Raw genomic sequence first — 16,801 nt, forward strand, 5'->3', positions numbered from 1 at the left:
CAGTGGTTTTGCTGTTTGTCAGATGGGATGCCGAACTGGTATCAGGCCAGGGAGTCCCGGTCAGTGGCCAGCGTTGAATCCTGGCCTTTTGCCTGCGTGACTGACGTGACGGCGGCTGGGGGCTCCAGCGTTTCCTGCAGGACCCAGCCGCGGTCTGTATGGCGCAGCAGGAAATACACATTCTGATCTCTCGCCACTGAGCGCGCTTCAAGGCGTTGTACTCGTTCCGGGCGGTCCAGATGCACGGCATACATAATTCGAATAAAGGTATCGGCATGCCGGGGAATCTGCCTGGCCGACTCCCATTCTTGCAATTGTGATTCAGTGAGTACCAGCCGCTTGCAAAGCACTGCAGACGTGATTTGCAGTTCCCTGCACAGATAGCGAAATTCGGCGCCGGACAGCGGTACGCTTTTTACGCAGAGCGCACTGCAGATCGTTCTTTTGAGCCCCTGGGGATTATGGACGACGATGTTCCTGCCATTTCTGGTCTCCTTTATCCGATAACCATTGCTAAGCCAGACGTTTTGCAGGCCGCCTTCAACAAATGGATGCATCATCAATCCCGATCAGTCGTTTTTTTGAGTCAGCTTTTAAAAAGTATACAGGAGGTTAACCCTGATATGACAATTGGGCGACAGATAAATGTCATGCTGCCGTAGCCAATTAATACTATTTTTTTATCAATTTATCAAAATAATTAATTTAAGTTTTCAATCAAAAATCAATAGAATCAATTCATAAATCGTTTCCATTAACATCAGGGGGACAAATGCGAAGTCTGCTTATAGGCTGTGGCGCCGGATTTTCCGGAGACCGCATCGATGCCGCCCAGGCGGTGGTCAGGACGCTGATTGCGCGTGGCCAACCCGCGGTGCTTATCTTCGAGATGCTGGCCGAACGGACGCTGGCGCTGGGCCAGTTGGCCAAAAACCAGAATCCCGAGCTGGGATATGAACCGTTGCTACAGGATGTGCTGGCGCCCATACTGGTGGACTGCGTGGCCCACCATATCCCGATCGTCAGCAATTTTGGGGCAGCCAATCCTGTGGGTGCGGCCAAAGCGATTCAGGCGCTTGCGCTTGAACAGAATCTGGCCGGTTTGAAAATTGCTGTTGTTGAGGGCGACGATATTCTTGAGAAAGTCGACATCTCGAACCTGCAGATTTGGGAAGGAGATCGGGAACTGGCTGCGGGCGCCGGCGCGCCGATAGCAGCCAATGTCTATCTTGGCGCAAACGCCATTTCCCAGGCCCTGGCCGATGGCGCGCACATCGTCATTACCGGCAGGGTGGCTGATCCGGCCCTCACTGTCGGGCCTGCCATGGCCCATTTCAATTGGGATTGGCAGGACTGGGACCAGCTGGCCGCAGCGACACTGGCCGGACATTTGCTGGAATGCGGCTCACAGGTGACAGGCGGATATTTCGCCGATCCGGGCTACAAAGACGTACCGGATGTCGCCAATGTCGGCTTTCCCATCGCGGAACTTTTTGAAGACGGTCGAATTATTATCGGCAAGGCCGACAGCACGGGCGGCACGGTCAATCTGATGACGGTCAAAGAACAAATGCTTTATGAAATTCATGACCCTGCCTGCTATGTGACGCCCGATGTCATTCTTGATATTTCCCAGGTGCTGGTGCGTCAGATTGGGCCCGATCAAGTGGTCGTGACCGGTGCGCGTGGCGCACCCAGGCCCGATACGCTCAAGGCGACGGTGTCGTTTATGGGCGACTGGTTCGGCGAAGGAGAGATCTCCTATGCCGGCCCCAATGCCGGCGCGCGAGCGCGGCTGGCTGCGGACATACTGGGCGAGCGGGCAAAACTGCTGGATGAACCTTGCCGGTTCCGGCGCGACCTGCTTGGCGTTGTCAGTGTGCTGGATTCGGACACCGCAGTGTTGCGCGACAGCCTGCCATTGGAGCAGGTCACGGACGTACGCCTGCGGCTGGCAGTCAATGCGCCGGCCCGAGCGACGGTTGAACGCCTTTTGCATGAAGTCAATGCGCTGTATTGTTGCGGCCCCGCCGGCGGCGGCGGTGTGCGAACCAGTGTCAAAAGCAGTGTGCGCACCGTGTCGTATCTGGTTCCGCGCGAACTGGTGCAGGAAGGCTGGCGCTACGTTGTGGGAGCTTCGTCATGACACAGTGGGTGAAACTGCATGAGATCGCACATGCCAGGGCAGGTGACAAGGGTAACCGCCTCAATATCAGCCTGATCCCGTATGACGACGCGCATTGGCCGCTATTGCTGGAGCAGGTCAGCGCGCAAAAGGTCAAAGCCTGGTTCGCCCATCGCGGCGCAACGCAAGTTGTGCGCTACGAATTGCCAAACTTGAAAGCACTGAATTTCGTGATCGATAACGTGCTGGAAGGGGGAGTGAACACCAGCCTGAATCTGGACAAACACGGTAAATCAAATTCGTTCCGACTGCTGGATATGCCTGTGCAGATCGAAACTCATAAAGGAGACAATTAATGAAGATAAAAAATTTCAAATCCAAATTCGTCCTATCACTCGCAGGTTTTACCCTTGCGGCGGGAAATGCCATGGCGGCCTATCCGGAACACCCGATCACATTTGTGGTTCCGTTTGGTGCAGGAAGCGGTACCGACAAGTTGGCCAGGGTGCTGGCAGAGGAAGTATCAAAGCAGGTGGGACAAACGGTTGTCGTGGAAAACAAAGGCGGAGCCAGTGGCTTTATTGCGGCACAGGACATTGCCCGCGCCAAGCCTGACGGCTATCGCATATTTGTGACATCCAATACCACGCATGCCAGCAATTCGGCACTATTCAAAAAACTGCCGTATGATCCGGTCAACGATTTTGCTCCGATTTCCAAATTGGGAAATATTCCACTTGTGCTGGTGGTAAATCCGAACAGCATTCCATCCAAAACCGTACCGGAATTCATTGAGCACCTGAAGCAAAATCCCGATAAAGTGTTTTTTGGCAGCGGCAGTACATCCGCAAGAATCGGCGGGGAGCTGTTCAAAATCCTGACCGATACCAAAATCAGCAACGTGGATTACAAAAGTAACCCGCAGGCAGTCGTGGACACCGTGGGTGGACAAATTCAGATGATGATTGCCGATGCCGCCACCACACTGCCCCTGGCGCGTGACGGCAAGTTGCGAGCGCTGGCAGTATCGACTAGCAAGCGTACCGATATTGCGCCTGACTTGCCGACACTGGCCGAAACTGGTGTGCAAGGCTACGAAATGGTGGCCTGGTTTGCCTCGTATGCGCCTGCGGGAACCCCCGACGATATCATCAAAACACTGAATCAGGCGTTTGTCAAAACCTTGAATGATCCGAAAATTGTAAAAAATCTGCAGATTCAGGGCATTGAGGCCGAGGCCAGTACGCCGGAGGAGCTGGCCCAATTTCAGAAAGCCGAAACCGAAAAGTGGGTAGACATCGTCGCCAAGGCCGGTGTTGAAGTACGATAGCAGTAGTCGGGGTGGCTGCCGCTGGCGCCACCCACTCAACTACCGGGCTATCCATTACATTTGTGAATCTTTCTACCAAACACCTGAAGGCCTTCAAGGCGCTGGCCACTGAAAAGAACTTTACCAAGGCGGCAAGCCAGTGTCACCTGACGCAGCCTGCGCTTAGCGTGCTTATTCAGAATCTGGAAGAGCAGGTGGGTGCCAGGCTCTTCGAGCGCAATACGCGCAACGTCATGCTGACGCCCGAAGGGTTGCTGTTTGACGCGTTCGCAGACAAACTGCTGGATGACTTCGAGCACGCGCTAAGTGAATTGCGGCAGCACGTTTCCAAAAAAGCGGGGCACGTGACGGTAGCGGCATTACCGTCGGTTGCAGTGGGCAGTCTGATTCCGGCTGTGGCGCAATTTAACCGCACCTATCCAGGTATTGCAGTGGCCTTGATTGATGTGACGGCTGATGAATGCCTGAATCTGGTCAAGGCGCGCAAAGCTGATTTTGCTGTGACATTTGTAGGTGAAAATCGTCCGGAATTGATTTGCCAGCCCTTATGCTCGGATTCATTTTATGTCGTTTGTTCGGCAGACCATCCGCTAGCGAGCAGAAAAAAACTGCATCAACGCGATATGCTGCGTCATCCCATTATTCAGTTTGTGCGCAGCACCAGTATCCGACAGCATCTGGATGCTTCTTTCTATCCCGAGAAGCTGATTACCCATATGGAAGTATCCAACCTGTCGACGGTAGCGGGACTGGTAGCCAATAATATGGGCATTTCCATCGTGCCGGGCCTGTCCTTGTTCCTCTACACCAAGCCATCAATTGCCGTTATTCCACTGGAGTTGGAACTGGCTAATCGCATGATTTCACTTGTGCAGTCACGTGACCGAGTGCAGTCAGTGGCAGCGCAGGCGCTGATCTCACATTTGAAAGAGACGATTTCAGCCTAGGTCTTCCTCAAGGTGAAGACAGCCTATTGTCGCTCGATATCGTTATTAGTCACAACCTTATATGGTTGAGAAAAGAAACTATATTCGCCAGAAAGTATTCCATATCTAAAATAACGCAACGGCGACCAGCGCTAACGGCGCTGCCGCAGCGCTTTTACCTGCTTAGGGAAAAGTCTGCAAACAGGCTGCGACACCGGTCATGATCACGATTTCGCCTGGCCAAGTGCACCGTTCGTCTGCTTTTTGCGACCGGGTTGCAGATCCATCAAAATCTTGGTGCGAAAAATCAGCTTTTCGACGATGACGTCAAACTGCTCTTTCTCCTGCTGCGTCAGCACATCAAGGATTTCATTGTTTCGCCGCAGTGCAATGGGAAATGCTGAGGCATAGAGTTTTTCTCCTTCTTCCGATAGCGACAACTGAATGCTGCGCCCGTCACTATCGCTGCTTTTTCGCTGAATCAGCCCGCGCTCTGACAGGCTCGCTACCGCCTTGCTGGCGCGGCTCTTGTCAATATTGGCTTCCTTGGCCAGCGTTTTCAGGGACATGGGGGCAAAAGCGGCCAGCAGACCGATAAAGCGCCAGCTCTGCTTGTCCAGGCCGAACAGGTCCTGGTTGATGGATTCGGCCAGCGTGCTGCTTAAAAACGCCAACCGATTCAGGCGATACGAAAACAGCTCTTTGATGTTCTCAGGTTGCTTCATGATACTCGTCATCTTTTGGTTTCCAATGACATGAATCATGCGGGATGTAATAAAAAAAATCAACAAAAATAGTTGAATAATGAAACTATATGGTTTACGATCTGTTTAATGGTTGAAAAATTCAACTAGTTTGCCGCGTTGTTTTACGTAAGCTCGCTGGACTAAGCGGCAATACCAGCAAACATTAATTTTTATTTCGAACACTTTGTTGATCAGGTCGGCACCGCATGAAAACCCGTATTACCCAGATGCTAAATATTGAATATCCGATTATCCAGGCGGGCATGAGCTGGGCTTCGTCCTGCGCGGCTTTGCCTATCGCAGTGTCCAACGCGGGTGGACTGGGCACAGTGGCGGCCGGCCCGATGTATGAGCAGGATTTCCGCCAAGTGCTGCAAGCGGTGCGCGCCGGCACCGATAAACCCTTCGCGGTCAATATTCCGCTGTACCGGCCAGGGGCTCAGGCTTTCCTGGACATGGCCTATGAATTTCGGGTACCTGTCATTTTTGCTTCGCAGGGTGGACCCAAAGCCCACCTGTCCCGTTTCCGAGAGATAGGGACAAAGTGGGTTCATGTCGTGTCTACCTTGGAGCATGCAGGCAAGGCTGCCGCCGCGGGCGTTGACGCCCTTGCTGTGGTGGGAGCAGAGGCTGGCGGGCATCCGCCGGCCAATGAAGTGAGCTCGCTGGTCATTGTGCGTAAGGCAGCTCGGGATTTTGCGCTGCCGATCGTGGGTGGCGGCGGTGTCGCCGACGGATATGGCATCGCTGCCATGCTTGCACTGGGTGCGGATGCTGTGCAACTGGGAACCCGCTTTTTGATGACAAAGGAAGCCAATGTCCATGACGCCTACAAGTCCGTGGCGCTGACAACGGACGTGGATGGCACCGACCTGGTCGGCCGCAAGGGGTTGCCGGTCAGAATGATTCGCAATGACTTCGCAGCGCATATGCAGCAGGTCGATCTGTCGGCTTGCGACAAACAAGAATACGAAACCGAATTTCGGAAAAGTACGCTCAGGCAGGCGGCGCTGCACGGCGATGTGGCATGGGGGAAAGTGGAGCTTGGCCAATCGGCCGGGCTGGTCGACAGCATTGTGCCGGTGCACCAGCTCATGCACCAACTGGTTGCTGAATTGAATGATGCCCGGCGCACGCTGAGTGAAATATGAAATGCAATCTGAAGTGGAATATGAATGTGATGAAAGGAGGGAAACCATATGTCTGTCTTGCTGACTGAAATTGAAAACAATGTTCTGACCATCAGTTTGAACCGCCCTGAAAAACATAATGCCCTGAATACGGCGCTAACCCAGGCTTTGCTGGATGCCCTCAGGTCGGCAGAGCGGGATTCGCAGGTCAGGGCGGTTATCGTGCATGGCAATGGCAAATCTTTTTGTGCGGGGGCCGACACCGGCGAGTTCAGCAGTCTGACGCCGGATGCGTCAGATCAGGTGCTGGATCGCGCCGACTTGACGACTGCATTGCATTTGGCATTTTCCAAAATTGCCAAGCCGATTGTCGCTGCCGTACATGGCAATGCACTGGGCGGCGGGGCAGGGCTCGCGCTGGCCTGCGATCTGGTCGTGATGGCCGAAGACGCACGGTTTGGCTATCCCGAACTCAAACACGGTATTGTCGCCGCGGTGGTGCTGGCCAATCTGGTACGGCAGCTGGGACAGAAAAAAGCCTTCGAGCTGGTCGCGATGGCCAAGCCCGTGGACGGTCGGCGTGCCTATGAGCTTAATCTGGTCAACCGGGTGTGTCCGGCCGACGATGTGCTGGGCGAGGCCCGAGTCTATGCAGAAACCCTCGCCGGCTGGAGTTCCATCGCAATGGCCACCACTAAACGCACTTTTTATCGGGCCGCCGACCTGGGTCTGGAAGAGGCGCTGGCTGTCGGTCGAGATGCCAATGTCATGATGCGCGGGTTCAGAAACTAATGAAGGAAAACAGCATGCGACCACTGGAAGGCTTGAAAATCCTTGATTTGTCGCGGGTACTGGCGTGTCCGTTTGCGTCTATGATTCTTGCTGAAATGGGTGCGCAAGTGATCAAGGTGGAACAGCCTGTCACCGGCGATGAAACGCGTCATTTCGAACCACGCGTGGCAGGAGAGCATGGCAGCGAATCGGCCTATTTTTTTGCATTCAACCGAAGCAAGCAATCGATTACCGTCAATCTCCGATCGGAAGACGGGCAGAAAATAATCCGTGAACTGGCGGGGCAGGCCGATGTGTTCCTGGAGAATTTTCCGGTCAATACCCTGAAAAAATACAATTTGCACTACGAAGCCATCAAGGAACGCAACCCGGATATCGTTTATGTCTCGTGCACCGGCTTTGGCATGACCGGACCGTATTCGCCTCGCAAGGGTTACGACACGGTTTTTCAAGCCATGGGCGGGATCATGAGCCTGACCGGAGAGCGCGGCGGCGGCCCTGTTAAACCCGGTTTGCCGGTAGCAGATCTGACTTCGGGCTTATGGGTTGTGATTGCGATACTGACGGCGCTCGTTGGTAAAGATCGGAGCCATCACGGCTGTCATGTGGATTTTTCGATGTTCGATGGCCAGGTTGGATTGCTGTCTCTGGCTGCCGCCCGCTATTTTTCGCTGGGAGAGGTACCGGCCAGGCTGGGTACCGAGCATCCCGGACGGGTACCGTCTGCTGCATTTGAATGCGCCGACGGTCGTTGGGTACAGATTACCGGCAGCGACCAGCACTGGAGGCCCTTGTGCGAACTGTTGGGATTAGACGAGTGGGCAACGGATCCGCTGCTGGCAAAAAATGTCGAGCGAGTTCGGCGTCGCGGCGATGTAATGGCGCAATTGCAGCTGGCGATCGGCAAATTGGACCGCGCGACACTTTGCGAGCTATGCGACGAACGCGGTGTGCCGGCAGGCCCGATCCTGTCGGTTGATGAAATTTTTGCCGACCCTCATGTGCTTAGCAGGGAACTGGTGCAACGCTTTACTCACCCGCAGGTGGGCGAGTTCGAAGGGATTTGCGTGCCGTTCAAATTCACGGGCTATGACAACCCGGTGATGGGACGTCCACCCCTGCTGGGCGAACACACGGACAAAATTCTGATGGAAAAACTGGGATTGACTGAAGCCCAGATTCTGGGCTTGAAGCAACTGAAGGCAATTTAACACCGAAAGCAATTGAAGCAGACGGCAATAGATACCAACGGCATTTGCATATTGCATATTGCTTTTTCGGATAGCCATTACAAGTGTTATTTTTCGAATGATAAAAAAATCAGCAATAAAGGAGACAGACATGTCCAACTATTTTTCTCGTAGCAACCGGTTTATATCCTGCGCCGTAATGCTGCTGGCTGCGGGCGCCATGCAAAGCGCGCAGGCCGCCGGCTACCCCGACAAGCCCATTACCTTTATCAATCCGTATGCGGCCGGAGGGCCTGCCGATATTCTGGCGCGAATCGTGGCTAAGCAGATGAGCCAGGTGCTGGGGCAGTCCATTATTATCCAGAGCAAACCGGGAGGCGGCGCCAGTATTGGCGCCGAGTATGTCGCCCGTGCCAAACCTGACGGTTATACCGTGCTATTTGGCACAGCCGCTGCCCATATTGTGACGCCTCTGATGCAGACGGTACAGTATGACGGTATCAAGGATTTCACCTTTGTCGGCATGGTTGGCAATATACCGAATGTGCTGACGGTTGCGGCCGACTCAGGCTTGAAGTCGGTTGACGAACTCATCAAAGACAGTCAGGAAAATCCGGAAAAATATACCTATGCCTCTGCGGGCAACGGTAGTTCACCCCATTTGACAGGCGAGAATTTCAAGCAGCAAACGCAAGCCAAATTGCTGCATGTGCCCTATAAGGGAGCTGCGCCGGCATCGACCGACCTGGCTGGCGGGCTGGTCAAGGTTGGCTTTCTGAATTTGCCGGCGGTGTTACCGTTTATCAATCAAGGAAAATTGCACGCGCTTGCGATTGCCGCCAATAAGCGTTCTCCTGCCTTGCCGGATGTTCCAACCATGGATGAGCTGGGTTATGACGGATTCAAGGGTTCAAGCTGGTATAGCATGGCGGTGCCTGCCGGCACACCGAAGGACGTGGTTGATTCGCTTTATGCTGCATTGAAAAAAGTCTCGGAAAATCCTGACACGATCACTATGTACGAGAAGCAGGGCGTTGAATCGTTTCTCATGGACAGCAAGGAGGCAGGCCAGTTCGTTGCCCAGGACCGGGAAAGAATACAAAAGCTGCTGAAGGCGGCCAATATTACGAGTAAATAAGGATACGACAGATGCCATATGAAACGATTGAGCTGACGGTAGAGGAAAACGGTGTCGCCACTGTACTGTTGAATCGTCCGCAAAGCCGAAATGCGCTGAATGTAAAGATGTGTGCGGAACTGGTCAGCGTCACTGAACAGATAGAGCAGGACGAGCGCGTACGGGTGGTTGTTTTTCGTGGAGCGGGCCCGGCATTTTGCGCAGGTGCAGATCTGAAAGAGCGCAAGGATATGACCCTGTCTGATATGACGGCTCGGCGTGTTGCCGGATTTGCGGCCTATGATGCGATCGAAAAACTGTCGCGCCCGGCTATCGCGCTGGTGCATGGTCCGGCCTTCGGTTCGGGCTGTGAAATCATCGCCGCTTGTGACTTTGCCTGGGCCACGCCCGAAGCCACTTTTCGCTATCCCGAAGTCAGCTGGGGCACCGTGGGTGCGACGCAGCGCATTAGCCGGATTGCAGGCATCCGTATAGCCAAGGAGCTGCTCTTTAGCGGTCGGGTTTTCGATGCGAAGCAGGCGCGGGAATACCGACTGATCAACCGGATTGTTCCGCAAGAAGAGATCGAAGAGCAATTGATGCAGATGGCTGCCGATATTGCAAATGCAAAACCGTTAACGGTAAAGCTGACCAAGCATTCCATAAACGCCGGCGTAGAAACGACGCGCGAGGGCGCCATGGCAATCGAGCTGCTGGCTATAGAAAAGAACCTGCGCAATAGCGACTGGAAGGCTGCCATATCCACGTTCGGCAGCGCCAAGGGAGAATGATGATGCTGCCCAGAGGCAACAATCTGAGCCAAGTGCTGGCCGAAACCGTGGCCGTTTATCCCGGCAAAGACGCTTTTATCGACAATGAATCGCGGGAAACGTGGCAGTCGCTGTCAGACAAAGCGAATCAGACGGCGGCTGCATTGTGGAAATTGGGCATTCGAAAAGGCGACCACGTAGCTGTGATGTTGGGCAATAGTGTCCAGTGGCTGCAGACGTTTTTTGCCTGTGCCCGCATCGGGGCCGTCACGGTGCCCGTCAATACGCGATTCAAGAAAGAAGAGCTGGCTTTTTGCCTCAAGCAGGCCGATATCAAGGCGATTGTCCTGACGGAAAAATTCCTGGACATTGATTTCTCTGCATTGCTGGCCGAGGTGGAGCCCGCTGTTTCGGTGGCGCTTCCGGGACAGGTTTTGCCCAATTTGTCGCTGGCCCTCATGTTTGACAGTACGGCCATACCGGCGGGGGCGATGGATTTTGACGGGTTGATTGCAAATGTGAGCGACGAGGACGTCAACGCTTGCAATACACAATGTGACACTGTCAATCCCGACGATATCCTGCTTATTCAATATACCTCTGGCACAACATCATTCCCGAAAGGTGTCATGCTCAGCCACGACAATATGTTGTCTGATGCCTATGCGGTTTCGCTGCGCATGGGTATCACGCCGGAGGATCGCTATTTCAGCATTCGGCCGTTTTTCCATGTGGCCGGCTCCACCTTGTCGATACTGGTTTCGGTCAGTACGGGGTGTTGCCTGCTGAGCCTGCCCAGGTTTGATGTTTCCCAGGCCCTGGCCATGCTGGAACAAGAGGAGTGTACGCTGACCTCGGGGAATGACACGATTTTTCTCATGCTGATGGGCCATCCGGATTTTGATGCGTCGAAACTGCATCTGCGTGGTGGCTGGGCCGCTGCGGGTCCGGAAGTGATGCAGAAGATCCATGACCAGATGAAGGTCCCAAACCTGTGCAATGCCTATGGACTATCGGAAGCATCGCCCAATGTGGTCATGTCCTGCTGGGACGATCCACTGCCGTTGCGCATGGAAGGCTGGGCATTACCTCACGCAGGCGTCGAAGTACGGATTGCCGATACGAACACAGGTGAAATCATGTTGCCGGGTGCGCCCGGTGAGATCCAGGTGAAGGGGTGGAGCGTTATGCGCGGTTATTACAATTTGCCTGAAGTGACTGCCCAAACGTTTACCGGGGATGGCTGGCTCAAGACCGGCGACTTGGGGAAAATGGACGCCGAAGGCCGACTGAAAATGGTGGGACGATTAAAGGATATGTTTCGCGTGGGCGGAGAAAACGTCGCGCCCACAGAGGTCGAGGGATTCATTCTCATGCATGAGGCGATTGAACTGGCACAGGTGGTTGGCGTGCCGGATGCACGACTTGGGGAGGTGCCGGCCGCCTTCGTGATCCTCAAACAGGGGTATAGCTGCACGCCCGATGAACTCATTGCCTGGTGCAAACCCCGTATTGCCAACTTCAAGGTGCCTCGCTATGTACAGATGGTGGATAGTTTTGAAGAAATCGGCATGACAGGCAGTTCAAAAGTACAGAAGAACAAGTTGCGAGCGCATGCCATTGCCTTGCTCGGACTGACGGAGCAAAGTCAATGAGCGATATTGTCATTTGTGAATGCTTCGCCCGGGATGGCCTGCAACATGAGCCAGTCATGCTGCCCCTGGAAACCAAAATCGCCCTGATCGATCGCTTTACCGACATGGGGTTGACACGTATCGAAGCGACTTCCTATTCCAATCCGAAAGTGATTCCGCAGTTCGCAGATGCCAGCGAGTTGCTTGCCGGCATACGTAGACGGCCTGGTGTGTTTTACAAGGCGACATGCGCCAACGTGCGGGCCGTGGAGCGGGCGCTAGTGGACACGGACACAGGCATCGGCGCGAACGAGATCAGCCTGCTGGTCTCGGCAACGGACAGTCATTCGCTGAAAAACCTGAAGCGCACGCGCGAGGAACAATGGAAAAATATTGCAGATATGGTTCGCGCTGCCAGCGGGCAATATCGTCTGGTGGGAACCATATCCATGGCGTTTGGCTGTCCGTTCGAGGGGCTGGTTAGCGAGTCTGACGTGCTAAGGGATGTGGAAACATTCAGCGAAGCCGGTGTCCAGCTCGTTGCTCTGGGAGATACCACGGGCGTGGCAGTGCCGGCGGCAACGCAGCGGCTGTTTAGTGCAGTTATGAGAGAATTTCCGCAAGTTATACCGGTAGCCCATTTTCATGATTCGCGAGGAACGGGCATGGTCAATTACCTTGCGGCCTATGAAAGCGGCGTGCGATATTTTGACTGTTCCATGGGCGGCGTCGGCGGACATCCGACCAAAGTGAAATACGGCGGCGGCTTTACCGGGAATGTCTGTACCGAAGACTGGGTTAACCTGCTCGAGTCCATGGGCGTTCGCACCGGCGTTGACCTGCAGGGCATGCTGGACGCATCGGCCTATTGCGAGTCTGTGCTGGGCCGGACCCTGCACTCGAAAGTGGCCCTGAGCGGGCTCAATCCCTTGCTGCCTTTGAAGGCACAGCAGCCGTCTGACTCAAGGTGAACACCTGATGGAGGCGGGCGCCAGCGCGACAGGCAGCCGCCTTTCTGGTTGAAAAGGTTAACGCCCCTTGAATACAGGCTTGCGTTTCTCCAGGAATGCTGCACGGGCTTCGTGCGCGTCTTCTGTTTTCGCTATGGCAGCTGTCATATCCTGTTCATAGCGATAGCCGTCACGCAAGCTCATGTCTTCAATCGCATTGGCAGTTTGTATCAAAAGCTGAATGGACAGTGGACTCTTCTCGGCAATCATCCGGGCGATGTCCATTGCCGTCTGAAGCAACGTGTCATCTGGTACGCAGGCTTCGACGACGCCGAGCCGGTACAGTTCGTCGCCGCTTACACGCATGCCAGTGAGCATCATCCGACGAAGGCGGGAGTGGCCAAACAGACGTTGTGCATGACGAACCCCACCCAGCAGACCGACGTCGACTTCAGGCAGGCCCAGCTTTGCCGATTGGCCGGCAACCAGGATGTCGCTGGATGCTACGATGCCTAGACCGGCGCCCAGAGCTGCTCCGTTTATCGCACTGATGACCGGTTTCGAGCATTCCCGGATTGCATGGAATGCTTCGCGCGTACGACGCGAGTGTTGGTGCAAACCACCCGGGTTGGCGGTAATCTCACCGCGGTTCTTCAAATCTGCACCGGCGCAGAAGACTTTGCCTTTACCGGTCAAGACGACGGCGCGCACGTCATCGTTGTCTGAGAATTGGTCCATGGCCAGTGCCAGGCTATTGAGCATGGATGTGTTGACTGCATTGACCGGGGGGTTGTCCAGATAAACAAGTGCGATGTAATCTTTTATCTGGATATCGAGGCATTCCAGTTGGTTCATAGTGTGTCCTTGTTTGGTTAAATAACAGACTGTTCTTTTAATCGGGCAATGTCGCCATCCGTGTAGCCCAGGGCGGATAGTACTTCCAGATTGTGCTGCCCGAGCATGGGGGGCGCCTGATCAAGCTTGAGATCGGTATTGCGAAATCGGAAGGGGTTGACCACTTGTGGAATATCTTCGCCCAGCGGATGCGGGAACTTTTTGAGAAGCCCGCGATGCTCAACTTGCGGATCCCTGAATACTTCAGCAATATTGTTGATGGGCCCCGATGGTACACCGGCCACCTCCAGGGCCTTGAGCAGTGCATCCTTGTCCTGTACGGCCAGTGCCTGATCCAGAAACAGATCCAGTTCAGGCAAATTGATGACACGTGCGGCATTCGTTTTAAACTTTTCTGACTCGGCTATCTCCGGATGGTCGAGGATCTGGCAAAGCTTGGCAAATTGACTATCGCTTCCAACAGCCAGGATGATTTGCCCGTCTTTGCATGTGTACACCCGCTGTGGTTGGATATTGGGGTGGTTATTGCCGCGTCGTACCGGAATCTGATCGGTAAGAAGGTAGTTCATTGCCTGATTGGCTAGCAGGGAAACCTGAACGTCCAGCATAGCCATATCGATATACTCGCCCTGTCCGGTTTCGTTCCGATGAACCAGTGCAGACAGGATCGCCGACGAAGCGTATACGCCGGTAATAAGATCAATCAGGGGAATGCCGATTTTTTGCGGACCGCCGCCGGGCTTATGATCGGCCTCGCCGGTCACACTCATGATGCCGCCCATGGCCTGAATCATGAAGTCGTAAGCGCCCTGGGATTTTCTTGGTCCAGATTGTCCGAAGCCTGTTATTGAACAATAGACGAGGCGTGGATTGATTTTTTGCAAATCATCGTAGCCCAGGCCCAGCTTTTCCAGTGTGCCAACCTTGAAGTTTTCCAGGACAACATCGGCCTGTTTGGCAAGTGTCTTGATGATTTTCTGGCCCTCAGCTGACTTTATGTCAACTGAAATAGATTTCTTTCCCCGGTTGGCAATCAGATAGTAGCCCGACTCGCGGGTGTTGTTTCCCTGTCCATCCTGCAAAAACGGCGGGCCCCAGGCACGGGTATCGTCGCCAGCGCCCGGACGTTCAACTTTGATGACATTGGCGCCCAGGTCGGCCAGGATCTGGCTGGCCCAAGGGCCGGCCAGCACTCGGCTCAAGTCCAGTACGGTGATATGGGAAAGCGGGTTTGACAACGTTATTACTCCTGTTAATTGCTCGAGTTCAGACTAAAGAAAGGGAGAGACTACTTGGGCGACAGGTCGGCACCGTCAATGACTTTTTGCCATTTGACCTGTTCTTTGCCAATCAGTGCCTCTATTTCCTGCTGGCTGCTTCCCTCGGCAAGAATCCCCTGTTGGAGCAGCTTGTCTTTGACGTCCGGCTCCTGAATGGCCGCGTTGACGGCTTTGTTCAGAATGCTGACGATGTCGTCGGGCGTGTTTGCCGGAACCGACAGGTAGTTCATCGGCGACGCGTCATATCCGGGAAGTGATTTGCCGATTGGTTCGATACCGGGAAGCAGGGATATTTCTTTGGGAGTAGTTACACCCAGCGGCGTCAGTTTGCCGGCTTTGATATATGGCATATACACGGCCAGTGTGTCGATTGCCATGTCTGTATTACCACCGACAATATCCTTGAGCGCCTCTCCGGTTCCCTTATACGGGATATGTTGCAACTTGATATCTGCCATGGTCTGCAATAGCTCGCCGTTCAGGTGACTGCTTGCGCCAATGCCTGCGCTGGCATAGCGGATCTCGCCTGGTTTCTTCTTGGCAAGCAAAATCAATTCGTCCACCGATTTGACCGGCAGATTACTGTTAATGACCAGCACGCTTGGAGCAATGGACACCTTGGAGACCGGCCGCAGATCCGAAGGCTCGTAGGGCAGGGATTTCATCAGATGAGGATTGGTAATCTGCGGACCGGGCGTCGTGTACAGGATCGTGTATCCATCGGGGGCGGATCTTGCAACGTAAGCGGCTCCAATTGTGGCTCCGGCGCCGGCCTTGTTTTCAACAATGACAGGCTGTCCAAGTTTTTTTGCCAGCGTTTCGCTGATGATTCTCGCGGTCATATCCGCCCCGCCGCCAGGAGCAAACGGCACGACCATTCGTAGCGGTTTATTGGGAAATTTCCGGGTGTCGGCTGCCTGTGCGCCAGTGCACAGCAGTAACGCTGTTATGACAGAAGAGATGGAAAGCACTGTTTTCATATTGTCTCCTTGGGAGGCGGTTTACTGGTGGATACGACTTTTATCAAACAGAGAGCGTATGATTCGGCTCACTGTCCGGGTCGCTTTCGATGGATTGTTGTTCACCACAATCGAAATATTTCGCGAAATTTCCGGCTCGACGATACGTGTAGCCTGAATTTGCCGATTCTCGACTTCTTCCTTAATAGCGTGCCAGGGCAAAACGGTGTAGCCTCCCTGTTGTTCGGAAATGCACTTTTGCATCAGGCCAGAATCGGCATCAAGGACGACATTCAGGTGTATCTTTTCTCTTCTGGCCAGTTCGTCCAGTTTCATCCGAACTGCACTGGGCTTACTTGGCAAAATCAAGGGGATTTGGTGCATTTTTTTAAATGCGACGGTGGCACCTCTGGTAAGCCTGTCGCCAACCGGGCCAACCAGGTAAGACTGCATTTGAATAATAGATTCGTCGGCATACTGGCTTTCATTATTATTTCGATAGGGCAGGCCAATATCAATTTGCTGGGTCAAAAGCCAGTTGTCAATTTGGCCGCCAGAGCCTTCCTGAATTTTCAGGCGCACACCGGGGAACTCTTTTTGCATCAGAAAAAACAGCGGCACGAATATGTCTCTTGACAGTGAAGGCAGCGTACCGATGCGAACCAGTCCGCTGAGTCTTTCTGCTTCTTCGCGGACGATTTCCGAAAGCTCGCCCAGATCCTCCAGTATCTTTTCCACAAGCGGATAGATGCGCTGCCCCAATTCGGAAAGGGATACACCTCTGCCGTGTCTCTGAAACAGGTAACCGCCTGCCCGCTTTTCCAGATTCGACAGATACCGGCTGATCGCTGACTGCGACATCCCCAGCTCGACGCCCGCTTTGGTGAGATTGCCTACGCGCGCTACAAGAATAAAAATCCGCAACGATTTAATGTCCCAATTGACAGGGCTGTCGCCGGTTTTTGCGGTGGAATTTTCACTCATGATCGTCTTCATG

Annotated in this window: 17 protein-coding genes; 11 read left to right on the plus strand and 6 right to left on the minus strand. The window is 54.0% G+C overall.

Features of this window, described 5'->3' with window-relative positions; all coding sequences use genetic code 11:
• Positions 1-41 precede the first annotated feature (41 nt).
• Positions 42-560, minus strand: coding sequence for a hypothetical protein (locus CAP48_RS06300; RefSeq protein ID WP_100695156.1), 519 nt, complete (start codon positions 558-560; stop codon positions 42-44).
• Between the two features lie 212 nt (positions 561-772).
• Here CAP48_RS06300 and CAP48_RS06305 point away from each other — a divergent pair, with 212 nt between their 5' ends.
• From CAP48_RS06305 to CAP48_RS06320, 4 genes are read left to right on the plus strand one after another with little or no spacing between them, the layout of a single operon-like run.
• Entirely contained in the window at positions 773-2,146 is a 1,374-nt protein-coding gene (locus tag CAP48_RS06305; protein WP_100695157.1) for an acyclic terpene utilization AtuA family protein, read from the plus strand.
• Positions 2,143-2,481 carry a hypothetical protein gene (locus CAP48_RS06310; protein WP_100695158.1) on the plus strand — a complete coding sequence of 113 codons (339 nt, stop codon included), beginning with the start codon at positions 2,143-2,145 and terminating at the stop codon, positions 2,479-2,481. The genes CAP48_RS06305 and CAP48_RS06310 overlap by 4 nt, the downstream gene beginning before the upstream one ends.
• Positions 2,481-3,455, plus strand: a complete 975-nt coding sequence (locus tag CAP48_RS06315) for a tripartite tricarboxylate transporter substrate binding protein (protein ID WP_100695159.1) — start codon at positions 2,481-2,483, stop codon at positions 3,453-3,455. The genes CAP48_RS06310 and CAP48_RS06315 overlap by 1 nt, the downstream gene beginning before the upstream one ends.
• An 11-nt stretch (positions 3,456-3,466) precedes the next feature.
• Positions 3,467-4,402 (plus strand): LysR family transcriptional regulator, encoded by a 936-nt coding sequence (locus CAP48_RS06320; protein ID WP_100695160.1) that lies wholly within the window; start codon positions 3,467-3,469, stop codon positions 4,400-4,402.
• Between the two features lie 203 nt (positions 4,403-4,605).
• Here CAP48_RS06320 and CAP48_RS06325 read toward each other — a convergent pair whose 3' ends face one another.
• Complete coding sequence (locus CAP48_RS06325) at positions 4,606-5,118, minus strand: MarR family winged helix-turn-helix transcriptional regulator (RefSeq protein WP_161495207.1); 513 nt, start codon at positions 5,116-5,118, stop codon at positions 4,606-4,608.
• A gap of 215 nt (positions 5,119-5,333) precedes the next feature.
• Between CAP48_RS06325 and CAP48_RS06330 the strand changes: the two genes are divergently transcribed.
• The 7 genes from CAP48_RS06330 (at position 5,334) to CAP48_RS06360 (ending at position 12,731) form a co-directional block, all read left to right on the plus strand.
• Positions 5,334-6,278: a nitronate monooxygenase family protein gene (locus CAP48_RS06330; RefSeq protein WP_100695162.1), complete on the plus strand. Its 945-nt coding sequence runs from the start codon at positions 5,334-5,336 to the stop codon at positions 6,276-6,278.
• A gap of 48 nt (positions 6,279-6,326) precedes the next feature.
• Positions 6,327-7,049: an enoyl-CoA hydratase/isomerase family protein gene (locus CAP48_RS06335; RefSeq protein ID WP_100695163.1), complete on the plus strand. Its 723-nt coding sequence runs from the start codon at positions 6,327-6,329 to the stop codon at positions 7,047-7,049.
• 14 nt (positions 7,050-7,063) lie between these two features.
• Complete coding sequence (locus CAP48_RS06340; protein WP_100695164.1) at positions 7,064-8,260, plus strand: CaiB/BaiF CoA-transferase family protein; 1,197 nt, start codon at positions 7,064-7,066, stop codon at positions 8,258-8,260.
• A gap of 130 nt (positions 8,261-8,390) precedes the next feature.
• Complete coding sequence (locus CAP48_RS06345; RefSeq protein ID WP_100695165.1) at positions 8,391-9,377, plus strand: tripartite tricarboxylate transporter substrate binding protein; 987 nt, start codon at positions 8,391-8,393, stop codon at positions 9,375-9,377.
• 11 nt (positions 9,378-9,388) lie between these two features.
• Positions 9,389-10,147, plus strand: coding sequence for an enoyl-CoA hydratase/isomerase family protein (locus tag CAP48_RS06350; protein WP_100695166.1), 759 nt, complete (start codon positions 9,389-9,391; stop codon positions 10,145-10,147).
• The gene (locus CAP48_RS06355) at positions 10,147-11,781 is read left to right on the plus strand and encodes an AMP-binding protein (protein ID WP_100695167.1); all 1,635 of its coding nucleotides are present in this window, start codon (positions 10,147-10,149) and stop codon (positions 11,779-11,781) included. The genes CAP48_RS06350 and CAP48_RS06355 overlap by 1 nt, the downstream gene beginning before the upstream one ends.
• Positions 11,778-12,731, plus strand: a complete 954-nt coding sequence (locus CAP48_RS06360) for a hydroxymethylglutaryl-CoA lyase (RefSeq protein ID WP_100695168.1) — start codon at positions 11,778-11,780, stop codon at positions 12,729-12,731. The genes CAP48_RS06355 and CAP48_RS06360 overlap by 4 nt, the downstream gene beginning before the upstream one ends.
• A 57-nt stretch (positions 12,732-12,788) precedes the next feature.
• Here the strand turns inward: CAP48_RS06360 and CAP48_RS06365 are convergent, their stop codons facing one another.
• The 4 genes from CAP48_RS06365 to CAP48_RS06380 are packed head-to-tail and all read right to left on the minus strand — an operon-like array spanning position 12,789 to position 16,788.
• Positions 12,789-13,565 (minus strand): enoyl-CoA hydratase/isomerase family protein, encoded by a 777-nt coding sequence (locus CAP48_RS06365; RefSeq protein ID WP_100695169.1) that lies wholly within the window; start codon positions 13,563-13,565, stop codon positions 12,789-12,791.
• Between the two features lie 17 nt (positions 13,566-13,582).
• Positions 13,583-14,803: a CaiB/BaiF CoA-transferase family protein gene (locus CAP48_RS06370; protein ID WP_100695170.1), complete on the minus strand. Its 1,221-nt coding sequence runs from the start codon at positions 14,801-14,803 to the stop codon at positions 13,583-13,585.
• Between the two features lie 50 nt (positions 14,804-14,853).
• Entirely contained in the window at positions 14,854-15,825 is a 972-nt protein-coding gene (locus tag CAP48_RS06375; RefSeq protein WP_100695171.1) for a tripartite tricarboxylate transporter substrate binding protein, read from the minus strand.
• A gap of 21 nt (positions 15,826-15,846) precedes the next feature.
• Positions 15,847-16,788, minus strand: a complete 942-nt coding sequence (locus tag CAP48_RS06380; protein WP_161495208.1) for a LysR family transcriptional regulator — start codon at positions 16,786-16,788, stop codon at positions 15,847-15,849.
• Positions 16,789-16,801 lie beyond the last annotated feature (13 nt).

This window comes from Advenella sp. S44, assembly GCF_002810445.1.
Taxonomy (GTDB): Bacteria; Pseudomonadota; Gammaproteobacteria; order Burkholderiales; family Burkholderiaceae_B; genus Advenella.

Excerpts from the sequence above, each read along its gene's own strand:
- CAP48_RS06300 (WP_100695156.1), bottom strand. The coding sequence starts at position 560 with ATGATGCATCCATTTGTTGAAGGCGGCCTGCAAAACGTCTGGCTTAGC.
- CAP48_RS06305 (WP_100695157.1), top strand. The coding sequence starts at position 773 with ATGCGAAGTCTGCTTATAGGCTGTGGCGCCGGATTTTCCGGAGACCGC.
- CAP48_RS06310 (WP_100695158.1), top strand. The coding sequence starts at position 2,143 with ATGACACAGTGGGTGAAACTGCATGAGATCGCACATGCCAGGGCAGGT.
- CAP48_RS06315 (WP_100695159.1), top strand. The coding sequence starts at position 2,481 with ATGAAGATAAAAAATTTCAAATCCAAATTCGTCCTATCACTCGCAGGT.
- CAP48_RS06325 (WP_161495207.1), bottom strand. The coding sequence starts at position 5,118 with ATGACGAGTATCATGAAGCAACCTGAGAACATCAAAGAGCTGTTTTCG.
- CAP48_RS06330 (WP_100695162.1), top strand. The coding sequence starts at position 5,334 with ATGAAAACCCGTATTACCCAGATGCTAAATATTGAATATCCGATTATC.
- CAP48_RS06335 (WP_100695163.1), top strand. The coding sequence starts at position 6,327 with ATGTCTGTCTTGCTGACTGAAATTGAAAACAATGTTCTGACCATCAGT.
- CAP48_RS06340 (WP_100695164.1), top strand. The coding sequence starts at position 7,064 with ATGCGACCACTGGAAGGCTTGAAAATCCTTGATTTGTCGCGGGTACTG.
- CAP48_RS06345 (WP_100695165.1), top strand. The coding sequence starts at position 8,391 with ATGTCCAACTATTTTTCTCGTAGCAACCGGTTTATATCCTGCGCCGTA.
- CAP48_RS06350 (WP_100695166.1), top strand. The coding sequence starts at position 9,389 with ATGCCATATGAAACGATTGAGCTGACGGTAGAGGAAAACGGTGTCGCC.
- CAP48_RS06355 (WP_100695167.1), top strand. The coding sequence starts at position 10,147 with ATGATGCTGCCCAGAGGCAACAATCTGAGCCAAGTGCTGGCCGAAACC.
- CAP48_RS06360 (WP_100695168.1), top strand. The coding sequence starts at position 11,778 with ATGAGCGATATTGTCATTTGTGAATGCTTCGCCCGGGATGGCCTGCAA.
- CAP48_RS06365 (WP_100695169.1), bottom strand. The coding sequence starts at position 13,565 with ATGAACCAACTGGAATGCCTCGATATCCAGATAAAAGATTACATCGCA.
- CAP48_RS06375 (WP_100695171.1), bottom strand. The coding sequence starts at position 15,825 with ATGAAAACAGTGCTTTCCATCTCTTCTGTCATAACAGCGTTACTGCTG.
- CAP48_RS06380 (WP_161495208.1), bottom strand. The coding sequence starts at position 16,788 with ATGAGTGAAAATTCCACCGCAAAAACCGGCGACAGCCCTGTCAATTGG.